We start from the raw sequence: 11,554 nt of genomic DNA on the forward strand, positions 1-11,554 counted from the left end.
GCTGTTCGCGGTGGTCGGGCGCGGCGGCGGAGTGAGGTGCCCCGCGGTCCTCGTCAGCCGAGGAAGTAGTCGCGGACCTTCTCGTCGGAGTCCAGGATCCGCTCCGTCTCCACCCCGACCGAGCGCGCGAGGTCGACCGACCCCAGGAGGGCCGCCTCGACGTCCGGCGAGAAGGCCCTCTCGAGCACCTCGAGGCAGGTGGCCATGCTCGCGTCGAGCTCGTCGATCAGCGCCTGGTCCTCGGCGGCGAGCTGCTCGTCCAGCTCGCGCTGGTCGCGCAGGTAGCCCTCGACGAGGGCTGCCTCCCGCCGGGAGAGCGCGTCCGAGACGGCCGAGTGCATGATCATGCCCACCGTGTTCCCGATGACCGCCCCGAGCACCGGTACCGGGATGAGCGCCTGGCCCACGAAGGACGACAGCGCGCCGACGGCCGCCTCCAGGCAGACCAGCTCGGCGTTCTCGAGGAACTCCGCCTCGGCGATCTCGCCCGTCCGGAGCCGGTGCGCCTGCTCAGCGACGCCGAACGCCGCGGTCACCATGGCGCTTGCCACGGCTGCGGACGTGGCGGTGAAGTTGGTGAGCGCGTAGATGCTGAGGCCGCGGATCCCGCCCGTCAGGAAGCCTCGGCCGGAGTCGCCCGCGATCTCGGTCCAGTCCTCCTCGGTGAAGTCCTGGAGCCGCGTGCCGGCACGGCGCTTCCGCACCACGGCGAGCACGAATGCCGTCGCCCCCTCGACCCCCGCGGCGACCAGGGTCGCCTTCGCGCCCTCCCGGGCCGTCGGCCTGCTCGCGCGGTGGGCATCGTCCCGGCGGCCCTGGTCGGTCGCGCGCAGCGAGTCCTTCTCCCCCTCCAGCGTCGCCTCGTACACGCCGCGCTGCACCTCGTCGTAGCGGAGGTGCGAGGCCTCGAGCGACTCGATCCCCAGGTCGCGGGTCGCGAAGAAGGTCTGGACGGCCTTCCAGTCGCGGAAGGACGGGCCATCGCCCCCGCGGGTGAGCAGGCGGCCCGCCTCCTCGCGACTCATGCCGTGCAGCGCCTGGATCACCTCGAAGTGGTCGCTCGGGATCTGGTACCTGCCGCCGCCGCTCACGAAGTCCGGGTACCTCTCGAGGTGCTCGGCGATGGCACCGAGCCCGAATCGACCGCCCGCCGCTACGAACTTCTGCTGGATCTCGACGCCGCCGCGCATCAGGTCGACCGGTCCGTTGTCGTTCACCCACTCGTAGACCCGCCCCGCGCCCAGGATCTGGCTCCGCGCGTCCCCGATCCCGCTCTCGGCCGCCTCGGCGATGAAGCCGTGCATCCCCTTCGTCCCGCCCCGGTTGCGCCCGACCACCTCGAGGTCGATGGTGCGGATGGCCGCGTCGACCCGTGCCAATGCGTCGCGGAGGTTCCCGTCCTGGCGCCGGAGCGCGGCGAGCAGCCCGTCGAGGCGCACCTGGTTGAGGTGGTTCACCCATGCCGCGACCGCCTGCTCCTGGTTGCGCGCGGCGAGCTCCGGCACGTCAACCACGGTCGGCGTCCCCCTCGACCCGCTCGCTCAGCAGCGCCGCGCAGGCTTGCGTGCTGTTGACCAGAGCGGCCAGGCGCGACCGGTCGCTCGCAGGGAGAGCCGCGAAGTCGGCGCCGAAGGAGCGCATCGCCTCGCGGTAGCTCGTCGTGAGCGATATCCGGAGCTCGTCAGTGCGTCGGAGGAGGGCGTCGACCCTGGTGGCCAGCTCCTCCACGCGGGCGGTGTTGCGCATGACCGCGCCGAGAGCCTCCTGCTTCTCCTCGCGGGTCTCGCCCTTCTTCCACGCGAACAGGGCGACCGAGGTGAGGATCGCCGCTCCCGCGACGCTCCAGCCCACCGGACCGGACAGGGCGAGGATGGCCCCGCCCATGGCCGTCCCGCCGCCGCCGGCCGCCAGAGCGCCGCCGCCGAGCCAGGCGAGGGCCGCGTTCGTGGCCGCAGCGCCGGACAGGGCGGAGATCGCCGTGCCGGTCGACGCGGCGCCGAAGGTGGTCGCGACCCACATGGCCGCGCTCGGCGCCACGCTCGCGACCGCGGCCCCGGCGGCGAACCCGGCACCGCCTCCGGCCGCGGACCGCCGGACGGCCTCGAGGTCCCGCCGGGCGAACTCCTCGACGTCCAGGAACTCCGCCTTGTCGACGTCGATCCGGCCGATGGCCGCGTCGAAGGACTTCGGGGTGTTGGCGATGCTGTTGACCAGCGCCTCCACGTGCTCGATCAGGTCGGTCGACCGCTCGCGCTGGCGCAGGAGCGCGAGTCCCGCGTCGTTCATCCTCGTGTACGCGATGTTGTACGCGGCGACGGCGTCCTCGTAGGGATCCGGCTTCCTGGCAGCGAGCTTCTCGACGGTCTCCTTCGTCGTGTCCCGGAGATCCCCCACGCGCTCGCCCACCTGCGTGGACGCGGCGCGCGCCATCCGGGCAGCCTCGTCCATCGCCTTCGCGATGCCGTCCCTGGCTTTGCCCAACCCGCGCTGCTCGTCCATCGCACGCCACCGATCCCCGTCGAAGTCATTTCCTCACTGGAGGATATAGACGACCGGCGACGTCGTCGCGGGAGGCGGATGCACCACCGCGGTCACACCCCGCCCGCGACCCCCTCCCGCCGCATCGCCTCGACGAGAAGGACCTCGACCGCGTCGACCGCGCGCACCAGCTCCGCGGGCTCGGCACCCATGCGCCCCACGACCGCGTCGACCCCGCGGAGCCCCGCGCGCGTCAGGAGCTGCTTCTCGTTCGTGATCCACTCGCCGCGGTGGGCGAGGATCGCGTGCGCCGCGGAGCACGCGGCCTCGGAGAGGAGCCCGGCGCACTGCGCGACCCGGCCGTGGCGGGCGTGGCCCTCGCGGGCGTAGTGCAGCGTCAGCTCGGCGCGCTGCCACCAGATCCCGGGCGCGGACTCACGGAGGGCCGGCGGGTACGCGAACTCCGGCACCTCGCCGCGGAGGGTGCGATTCACGCCCACCTCGGCCAGCAGGATCGTGCTCGGCAGGCCCGCCTGATGGAAGAGGAGCGTCTCGATGGTGAAGCGGCCGGCGAGCGCCTCCTCGTGGACGGCCTCGATCGCGTCGAGGTCGCGGTAGTGGACGTCGACCGTGCGGCCGTCGACGTGGAGCGCACCGCCGCCGTCGAAGACCGGGCCCCAGCCGCCGCGCGGGCTGAGCCCGCCGGGCCAGCCGAGCGCGCGCAGGTCGTCGGGTTCGAATGCCCCGCGGTAGTAGACGGCCACGTCCCAGTCGCTGTCGGGCCGGGCGACACCCTGGGCGCGGGATCCGCCGAGCGCGACGCCGCGCACGCCGGGCACGGACGCCAGCGCGTCGGCGGCCAACTCGAGGAACGCGTCGTCGTCGAGCCCGAGGATCGGACCCGCGTCGACGCCGCCCGTCACGCCCGCCCCGCCACGCTCCGCCACGACTGGATCCCGCCGCGGAGGCTCACCGCATCCCGGCCCGCCTCGCGCAGGGCCGCCGCGGCAGCCCGCGAGCGCACGCCCGAGGCGCAGTAGACGATCACGCGGTCGGTGATCTCGCCGGGCACCGCGCCCGGATCCACCGTGACGATGCGCACGGGCACCGCGACGTGGCCGGGGATGGAGTCGGCCAGGCGCTCGTCGGGCTCGCGCACGTCGAGGAGCACGACGGACTCGTCCGAGGCGAGGATCCGCTCCACGGCCTCCGCGTCGAGCTCGGTGCCGTCGCTGGCCGCGCCCACGCCGCAGAACAGGTCGTAGTCGGCGAGCGCCGTGACCCGCTGGCGGCCCTTCGCGCGCTTCACGCCGATGGTGCGGCTGGTGCCGGCGAGCGCGTCGAGCACGACGACCCGGCCGATCAGCGGCGTCCCCGCGCCCGTCACGAGCTTGATGACCTCGGTCGCCATGAGCGCACCGACCGTGCCGCACACCGCGCCGAACACGCCCGCCTCCTCGCAGGAGAGGACGGCGCCGTCGGCGGGCGGCTCGGGGAACACGTCGCGGTAGTCGATGCCGCGGCCGTCGGGCGCCGCGTCCCAGAAGACGGTGACCTGCGCGTCCCACCGGTACACGGATCCCCACACGCACGGCACGCCGACCAGGGCCGCCGCGTCGCTGATGAGGTAGCGGGTGGCGAAGTTGTCGGTGGCGTCGACGACCACGTCGTATCCGCTGAGGATCCGGATGGCGTTGTCGTCCGTCAGCCGCTCGGCGTGCTCCACGACCTCGACGCCGGGGTCGGTGCGGTGCACGGAATCCGCCGCTGACGTGGTCTTCGGCCGGCCGACGTCCGGCGTGCCGTGGATGGTCTGGCGCTGGAGGTTGGAGAGGTCCACAGCATCGTCGTCTACGATTCCGAGGGTCCCGATCCCCGCCGCGGCCAGGTACTGCAGCACGGGGGAACCGAGGCCGCCCGCGCCGATCACGAGCACGCGCGCCTGGTCGATGCGGGACTGACCCCCCATCCCGATGCCGGGAAGGGCGAGGTGCCGGGAGTGGCGTTCGCGCCTCTCGTGCGCATCCTGCCCGGAGCCATGACCACCGAGGCCCCGCCCCCCGGGGTGCGTGCCGTCCAGATCGACGAGCGGCAGAGACGACCCCATGACAGACCTCCGTACGGACGGCGGACGCGGACGCGCGTCGACCGGACCCAGCGTACGACGGCCCGCCGACGGTCCCCGCGGCGGCCGCCCGTCCGGTCCCCTCGGCCGGTTCCACCACCGTCGCTGGGGCGACGCCTGGCTCATCGGCCTCCTCGGCTTCCTGCTCGCGCTCCCCCTCGCGGGCGCCCCGTCGGTCTGGTACGACGAGGCCGCCACCGTGATCTCGGCCACGCGCGGCTGGGACGATCTCCTCCGCGAGCTCAGCACGGTCGACGCCGTCCACGGCCTCTACTACGCGGGCATGAAGGTGTGGTTCGAGCTGGTCGGCTACTCCCCCACGTCGCTGCGCTTCCCGAGCGCGGTGTTCATCGGCCTGGCCGCCGCGGGCGTCGTGCTGCTCACCCGCACGATCTCCACGCGCGCGACCGGCATCGTCGCGGGGCTGGTCTTCGTCGTGATCCCCCGCTCGGCGTGGATGGGCACGGAAGGACGCTCGTTCGCGCTCGGCACCCTCATCGCGGTCGCGCTCACCGTCGCGTTCGTGCTCGCAGCCCGCCGCGCCGGAACCCGCTGGCAGGTGCAGGCCAGGTGGTGGGCGCTGTACGGGCTGCTCGCGTGGCTCGGCGCATCCACCTTCGTGTACCTCGCGTTGCTCGTGGGTGCGCACGGGGTCGTGATCCTGTGGGCCATCGCGTCCGCGCGCGTCGGCCGCCGCAGCCGCCGGCCCATGGTCGTGTCGCTGCTCGGCTGGGCCCTCGCCTCCATCACGGCGGGGCTCCTGTCCCTGCCGCTCGTGCGCGTGGTGACGGAGCAGTCGGGCCAGGTCGGCTGGATCAAGCCCATCGGCCCGAACACGATCACGCAGGTGATCTCGACGCAGCTCTTCTACCAGAACGACGTCTTCGGCTTCCTCGCCTGGGCGCTCGCGCTCGTGGGCCTCGCGCTGCTGGTGCGCCGCGGGATCCGCCTGGTGCGCGCCCGCCGCGCGTCACGCCTCGAGCCCGAGGGCGCCCTCGCCGAGTTCGAGTCGGCGTACCTGCACGCCGGGTGGTCGCCGACGATCCTGCAGCTCGCGGTCGTGTGGTTCGCCGTGCCGACGCTGCTGCTCATCGGCGCGTCCACCCTCATGTCGCCGCTCTACTCGCCGCGCTACATGGCGTACACGGCGCCCGCGTTCGCGATGCTCATGGCGGTCGGGATCCTCGCGCTGAAGTGGAAGCCGCTCGTCGCCGCGGTGACGGCCGTGCTGGTGGCGCTGTCGCTCATGCAGCTCGTGCACGACCGCACGACCACCGTGAAGGCCGACTCCGACTGGGCCGCCATCGCGCGCATCGTCTCCGAGGAGCGCGCGCAGGAGACCCCCGGCACGAGCGAGGCCGTGATCTTCGGCCCGGTCCGGCGCCACCCGAAGGCGACCTCGCGCATCGTCGCGTACTCGTACCCGGACGCCTTCCGCGGCATGGACGACATCCTGCTGCGCACCCCGCCGGGCGACACCGACGGCCTCTGGGAGGAGACCTACCCGCTCGCCGACCGGGTCGACGAGGTCGACGGCGCCGACGTCGTGTGGCTGGTCACGAGCGACAAGCAGGACATCCGCGACGACGTGGCCGAGGCGCTCACCCCGCGCGGCTTCGCCAAGACCGACGACTGGCACGTGATGAACGCGAACGTCGAGCGCTACGAGCGGGTCGCGGCAGGCTGATCCCGCGGCACCTCACGCGACGGGGTGCCACTCCCCGATCGCCGCCACGACGCGGTCGAGGTGCGACTCGAGCAGGAAGTGCCCGCCGTCGACGAGCTCGATCCGCGCATGCGGGGCGTCGCGGCGGAAGGCCTCGGCACCGGCCGCCGCGAAGATCTCGTCGTTCCCTCCCCAGATCGCGAGCACCGGCACGCGGGACTCGCGGAGCCAGGCGTGCACCGCCGGGTACAGCTCGCGGTTGGTGGCGTAGTCGCGGAAGAGCGCGAGCTGCACGTCGTCCTGGCCGGGGCGAGCGAGGAGCGCGAGGTCGTGCTCCCAGGCGTCCGGATCTACGACCGACGGATCCGCCACGCCGTGCGTGTACTGCCACTCCACGGCCTCGCGACCGAGGGCCGGGCGGAGGGCGTCGCGCGTGGCGGCGGTGCGTTCGGCGGCGTCGGCCCAGATCGGATCCCAGAACGACGGCACGAACCCCTCCTCGTAGGCGTTGCCGTTCTGCGTGATGACGCCCGTGACCGCGGACGGGTCGGCGAGCGCCAGGCGCCATCCGACGGGTGCGCCGTAGTCCTGCACGTAGATCGCGTAGCGCTCGACCCCGATCGCGGCGAGGAAGCGGGCGGTCACCTCGGCGAGCGCGGCGAACGTGTAGTCGAACTCGTCGACCGACGGCGCGGACGACCGGCCGAAGCCGACGAGGTCCGGCGCGATGACGCGGAAGCGGCCCGCGAGCGCGGGGATCAGGTGCCGGAACATGTGCGAGCTCGACGGGTACCCGTGGAGCAGCAGGAGCACGGGGGCGTCGGCGGGCCCGGCCTCGCGCCAGAAGACGTCGAGGCCGTCGAGGCCGTCGAGCCCGTCGAGCCCGTCGATGGAGACCGAGACGGTGCGGTGATGGACGGTGACCATGGCTAACCCCTTTGAGTTGTCTTACCGGTTAGCAGGACGGTAGCATGGATCCATCGCGCCACCCGAGCGCGCAGGAGGCGAGGACCCATGGACCCGGACGAGGAGCTGCTGCTGGCACTGCTGAACAGCGCGCCCGTGGTCGACGGCCGTCGGGACGACCGGCTCGCCGGCGCATCCGGCCGCCAGCTCGCCCGCACGTGGGGCGGCACCGGCACCACGGCCGAGCTCGAGCGCCTCCGCCGCACCCGCGACGCCCTGCACACCGTGATCCGCGGCGATGCCGCAGCGCCCGCCGCCGTCGCGGAGCTCGCGGCCGTGGTCGACGGCGCGGTGCGCACGCCGCGCGTCACCGCCGACGGCATCGTGTGGGAGCTGCGCGTGCCGCGCGACGACCGTCTCCCGGTGGACGCCGTGCTCGCCTGGTCGACCGTCTCGGCGCGGCTCCCCGGCCGCCTCCGCCCGTGCGCCAACGCCGAGTGCGAGCTCTTCCTCGTCGACCACAGCCGCCCGGGCACCGCCAAGTGGTGCTCCATGGCGACCTGCGGCAACCGGATGAAGGCCCGCGCCCACGCGCAGCGGGTGCGCGACTGAGGCGACCCCGAGGACCTGATCCGCCACCTCCGCGCGACGGGAGCTGTGCGCTAGACGGGCTCCCGCGCCGGCCGCGGCCTCAGCTCGCTGACGAGCGTGCCCGCGACGATGAGCGCCGCGCCGAGGATCGCGAGCGCCGGCAGCCGCTCCCCCGCCACGCGCCCGACGACGCCCGCCCACACCGGCTCGCCCGCGTAGATGATGGTGGCGCGCGTCGGTGAGACGGAACGCTGCGCCCAGTTCATCGTGAGCTGGATGAGGCAGCTGCTCGCCCCGAGCGCCACCGCTGCCACGAGCCACACCCACGAGAACGCGGGGATCGCCTCCCCGGCCAGCGGCATGCACGCGAGCGAGAGCGCCCCGGCGACGAGCAGCTGCACGACGGTCACCCGGCCGACGTCCACGCGCCCGGCGAACAGCCCGATCAGGATGATCTCGGCGGCGATCGGCAGAGTGCTCACGAGCGTCGCCAGCTCCCCCGCGCCGAGCGCCACGCCCTCCTGGGGGCCGGCGACGAGCAGCAGCCCGACGAACGCGAGCGCGACCCCGACCAGGGCGAGCGCGCTCGGCCGCCTCCGGAACGCGGCCCACTGGAGGAGCGGCACCAGCGGCACGTAGAGCGCGGTGATGAAGGCGGACGTGCTGCTCGGGATGGTCTGCAGCCCGTACGTCTGGAGGCCGTAGCCGAGGAAGATCATGACGCCGATCGCCGACCCGGCCGCGAGGTCGATCCGGCGCATCCCGCGCAGGGCCCGGCGGAACAGGACCGCGCTGATCAGCCCCGCCGCGAGGAATCGGAGCCCGACGAAGAAGAGCGGCCCGCTGTGCTCCATCGCCACGTGCACCGCGAGGAACGTGCCGCCCCAGATCGCCGTGATGCCGATGAGCGCCCACTCCGGGCGGGACGGCCGGATGGCGCGGGGCAGCATCGTTCGCATGGTGCGGAGCGGCCCGCGTCAGCCCGTGATGATGCGGGCGCCGTGCACGGGCCCGGTCGCCCGGATGACCGTGAGGCGAGCGGCGCTCAGCGCGATCTGCAGCTCGAGCGCGCTGTCGAGGTCCGCCGCGAGGAACGCGACAGTGGGGCCGGATCCGGAGACGATGCCCGCGAGCGCGCCGTTCTCCTCGCCGAGCTGCAGCACCTCGCCGAGGCCGGGCGCGAGGTGGAGCGCCGGCGCCTGCAGGTCGTTGTGGAGGACCTCGGCGAGCATGTGCGGATCCCCCGCCCGCAGCGCCTGCAGCACGCCCGAGTCGACCTGCGGGATCTGCTGCGCCGGGAAGATGTCCTGCGCGTGGCGCTCGCGGTGCTTGTCGAGCTCGCCGTAGACGTCGGGCGTGGAGACGCCGAACTCGGCGATGGCGAGCACCCACTGGAACGTGCCCTTGGCGAGCGCGGGGCTGAGGCGGTCGCCGCGGCCGGTGCCGATGGCGGTGCCGCCGGCGAGCGCGAACGGCACGTCGGCGCCGAGCTCCGCGCCGAGGGCGAGCAGCTGGTCGCGTGTGCGCTCGGTGCCCCACAGGGTGTCGCAGGCGAGGAGGGTGGCCGCGGCGTCCGCGGATCCGCCGCCCATGCCGCCCGCGATCGGCACGTTCTTCTCGATGCGCAGGTGCACGCCGCCGCGGTAGCCGGTGCTCCGGGCGAGGAGCCGCGCCGCGCGCACGGCGAGGTTGTCGGCGCCGGTGGTGAGGTGCGACGTGTCGATCGATCCGCCGAACTCGACCGAGAACCCGTCGGCCTTCGTGGCCCACACGTCCTCGTAGAGGCCCACGGCCTGGTAGGCGGTGGCGACGTCGTGGTAGCCGTCCTCCTGGAGGGCGCCCACCGTGAGCGAGACGTTGATCTTGCCCGGGGCCCGCGCGTGCACCACATCTGAGGTGGTGGCCGCGGAGGTCATGTGATCCAACCTAGCGGAGGCTGGGAGGCACTCCGTCCGCCTCGCGATCCGCCCAGGCATGGGCTACGCGGAGGTAGTCGTGGACGCTCAGCTCCTCGCCCCGCGAAGTGGGGGCGACGCCTCCGGCCTCGAGGAGCGCCGATGCGGCCTCGCTCCCGCCGAGCAGCTCGGCGAGCGCCTGGCGGAGCATCTTGCGGCGCTGCTGGAAGGCCGCGTCGACGATCGTGAACGTGCGCTTCCGCAGCTCCTCCGAGGCGAAGGGCTCCGAGTGCCGCTCGAACGCGACGAGCACGGAGTCGACGTTCGGCACCGGCCAGAACACCTGGCGGCTGACCTGGCCGGCCGTCCGCCACGCGCCGTACCAGGCGGCCTTGACGCTCGGGGATCCGTACACCTTGGATCCCGGCGCCGCGGCGATGCGGTGCCCCACCTCGGCCTGCACCATGACGACGCCCGTGCGGATCGCCGGGAAGTGCTCGAGCAGGTGCAGCAGCACGGGGACGGAGACGTTGTAGGGCAGGTTGGCGACGAGCGCGGTCGGATCCCCGGGCAGCTCGGCGACGCGGAGCGCGTCCTCGTGCACGACGGTGAGCGCGGCGTCGGGCTGGTAGAGCGCGACCGTGATCGGCAGCTGCTCGGCGAGCCGGCCGTCGATCTCCACCGCGACGACGCTCGCGCCCGTCTCGAGGAGGCCGAGGGTGAGGGATCCGAGGCCCGGCCCGACCTCCACGACGTGGGTGCCGGACTCGACGCGCGCGACGCGGACGATGCGGCGAACGGTGTTCGCGTCGATGACGAAGTTCTGACCGAGCTTCTTGGTGGGCGCGACGCCGAGAAGCTCCGCGAGGTCGCGGATCTCCGCGGGGCCGAGGAGCGTCGGAGCGGCGGCGGGCGCGGGCGCGGCGGGTGCCGTCTCGTCGCTCACGCGCGGCCCGCCGGGTCGATCTCGGCGGGGTCCTTGGCCGGCGACGTCACGGGCTCGTCATCCCAGTGCCCGTAGACGAGCTCGGTGTTGGAGGAGATCTGCGCGGCGAGCATCGACACGTCGGTGCCGAGGTGCGCGGCCATGGCGCGCAGCGTGTGCGGGATGAGGTACGGCGCGTTCGGCCGGCCGCGGAACGGCACGGGCGTGAGGAACGGCGCGTCCGTCTCCACCAGGAGCAGCGAGCGCGGGGCGAAGGCGAGCGCCTCGCGGAGGTCGCCCGCGTTCTTGAAGGTGACCGTGCCGGAGAACGACATGTACCAGCCGTTCTCGGCGCAGATCCGGGCGAGGTCCTCGTCGCCGGAGAAGCAGTGGAAGACGGTGCGCTCGGGGGCGCCGACGCGCAGGAGGGTCGCGACGACCTCGTCGTGCGCGTCGCGGTCGTGGATCTGGAGGGCGATGCCGCGCTCCTTGGCGATGCGGATGTGCTCCTCGAACGAGCGCTGCTGGGCGGCACGCCCTTCCTCGCCCGTGCGGAAGAAGTCGAGGCCGGTCTCGCCGACGGCGCGCACGCGCGGGCGTCCGGCGAGCTCGTGGATCTCGGCGAGCGCGTCGTCGAGCGTGCCCGCCTCCTCGTAGGCCGGGGCCTCGTTCGGGTGGATCGCGACGGCCGCGAGCATGCGCGGCTCGTGCGCCGCGGTCTCCGCCGACCAGCGGGAGGTCTCGAGGTCGCCGCCGACCTGGATCACGCCGCGGACGCCGACGGAGCTCGCCCGGTCGAGGTGCTCGGTGAAGTCGATGGGCGACTCGCCGTCCGCGATCTCGAGGTGCGTGTGGTTGTCGTAGACGGGGACCGTGAGCGCCTCGGGCAGCGGCGGGTACGTGAGGTCGCGCGTCTGGCCGTGGGCCGAGGAGGTGTCGCGCTGGCGCACGTAGTTGGAGTCGGACAT

General features: G+C 73.5%; 11 protein-coding genes. 2 read left to right on the forward strand and 9 right to left on the reverse strand.

Going from position 1 to position 11,554, the window contains the following annotated elements; genetic code table 11:
* Nucleotides 1-53: 53 nt before the first annotated feature.
* The 4 genes from FGD68_RS14105 to FGD68_RS14120 form a co-directional block, all read right to left on the reverse strand.
* Complete coding sequence (locus tag FGD68_RS14105; protein ID WP_220452700.1) at nt 54-1,514, reverse strand: hypothetical protein; 1,461 nt, start codon at nt 1,512-1,514, stop codon at nt 54-56.
* The gene (locus FGD68_RS14110) at nt 1,507-2,481 is read right to left on the reverse strand and encodes a hypothetical protein (RefSeq protein WP_220452699.1); all 975 of its coding nucleotides are present in this window, start codon (nt 2,479-2,481) and stop codon (nt 1,507-1,509) included. Before FGD68_RS14110 ends, FGD68_RS14105 begins: the two co-directional genes overlap by 8 nt.
* Before the next feature lie 110 nt (nt 2,482-2,591).
* Nucleotides 2,592-3,425, reverse strand: coding sequence for a nucleotidyltransferase family protein (locus tag FGD68_RS14115; protein ID WP_220452698.1), 834 nt, complete (start codon nt 3,423-3,425; stop codon nt 2,592-2,594).
* The gene (locus FGD68_RS14120) at nt 3,398-4,447 is read right to left on the reverse strand and encodes a ThiF family adenylyltransferase (protein ID WP_237609586.1); all 1,050 of its coding nucleotides are present in this window, start codon (nt 4,445-4,447) and stop codon (nt 3,398-3,400) included. The genes FGD68_RS14115 and FGD68_RS14120 overlap by 28 nt, the downstream gene beginning before the upstream one ends.
* Nucleotides 4,448-4,583: 136 nt before the next feature.
* Here FGD68_RS14120 and FGD68_RS14125 point away from each other — a divergent pair, with 136 nt between their 5' ends.
* The gene (locus tag FGD68_RS14125) at nt 4,584-6,290 is read left to right on the forward strand and encodes a glycosyltransferase family 39 protein (protein WP_119372375.1); all 1,707 of its coding nucleotides are present in this window, start codon (nt 4,584-4,586) and stop codon (nt 6,288-6,290) included.
* A gap of 12 nt (nt 6,291-6,302) precedes the next feature.
* Here the strand turns inward: FGD68_RS14125 and FGD68_RS14130 are convergent, their stop codons facing one another.
* Entirely contained in the window at nt 6,303-7,196 is an 894-nt protein-coding gene (locus FGD68_RS14130; protein WP_119372374.1) for an alpha/beta fold hydrolase, read from the reverse strand.
* An 87-nt stretch (nt 7,197-7,283) separates the two neighbouring features.
* Between FGD68_RS14130 and FGD68_RS14135 the strand changes: the two genes are divergently transcribed.
* Nucleotides 7,284-7,787, forward strand: coding sequence for a CGNR zinc finger domain-containing protein (locus tag FGD68_RS14135; protein WP_119372373.1), 504 nt, complete (start codon nt 7,284-7,286; stop codon nt 7,785-7,787).
* Nucleotides 7,788-7,837: 50 nt separating this feature from the next.
* On the opposite strand, the gene FGD68_RS14140 is transcribed toward FGD68_RS14135, so the two are convergent.
* The 4 genes from FGD68_RS14140 to FGD68_RS14155 are packed head-to-tail and all read right to left on the reverse strand — an operon-like array spanning nt 7,838 to nt 11,554.
* On the reverse strand, nt 7,838-8,716 hold the full coding sequence (locus FGD68_RS14140) for a DMT family transporter (protein ID WP_237609587.1): 879 nt from the start codon (nt 8,714-8,716) through the stop codon (nt 7,838-7,840).
* 27 nt (nt 8,717-8,743) lie between these two features.
* The gene (locus FGD68_RS14145; RefSeq protein ID WP_012039056.1) at nt 8,744-9,682 is read right to left on the reverse strand and encodes a 4-(cytidine 5'-diphospho)-2-C-methyl-D-erythritol kinase; all 939 of its coding nucleotides are present in this window, start codon (nt 9,680-9,682) and stop codon (nt 8,744-8,746) included.
* 10 nt (nt 9,683-9,692) lie between these two features.
* On the reverse strand, nt 9,693-10,607 hold the full coding sequence (rsmA, locus tag FGD68_RS14150; RefSeq protein WP_119372371.1) for a 16S rRNA (adenine(1518)-N(6)/adenine(1519)-N(6))-dimethyltransferase RsmA: 915 nt from the start codon (nt 10,605-10,607) through the stop codon (nt 9,693-9,695).
* Entirely contained in the window at nt 10,604-11,554 is a 951-nt protein-coding gene (locus tag FGD68_RS14155; protein ID WP_119372370.1) for a TatD family hydrolase, read from the reverse strand. The genes rsmA and FGD68_RS14155 overlap by 4 nt, the downstream gene beginning before the upstream one ends.

The organism is Clavibacter californiensis (assembly GCF_021952865.1).
GTDB lineage: Bacteria > Actinomycetota > Actinomycetes > Actinomycetales > Microbacteriaceae > Clavibacter > Clavibacter californiensis.

Excerpts from the sequence above, each read along its gene's own strand:
- FGD68_RS14120 (WP_237609586.1), bottom strand. The coding sequence starts at position 4,447 with ATGGGGGGTCAGTCCCGCATCGACCAGGCGCGCGTGCTCGTGATCGGC.
- FGD68_RS14125 (WP_119372375.1), top strand. The coding sequence starts at position 4,584 with ATGACAGACCTCCGTACGGACGGCGGACGCGGACGCGCGTCGACCGGA.
- FGD68_RS14130 (WP_119372374.1), bottom strand. The coding sequence starts at position 7,196 with ATGGTCACCGTCCATCACCGCACCGTCTCGGTCTCCATCGACGGGCTC.
- FGD68_RS14135 (WP_119372373.1), top strand. The coding sequence starts at position 7,284 with ATGGACCCGGACGAGGAGCTGCTGCTGGCACTGCTGAACAGCGCGCCC.
- FGD68_RS14140 (WP_237609587.1), bottom strand. The coding sequence starts at position 8,716 with ATGCTGCCCCGCGCCATCCGGCCGTCCCGCCCGGAGTGGGCGCTCATC.
- FGD68_RS14145 (WP_012039056.1), bottom strand. The coding sequence starts at position 9,682 with ATGACCTCCGCGGCCACCACCTCAGATGTGGTGCACGCGCGGGCCCCG.
- FGD68_RS14155 (WP_119372370.1), bottom strand. The coding sequence starts at position 11,554 with ATGTCCGACTCCAACTACGTGCGCCAGCGCGACACCTCCTCGGCCCAC.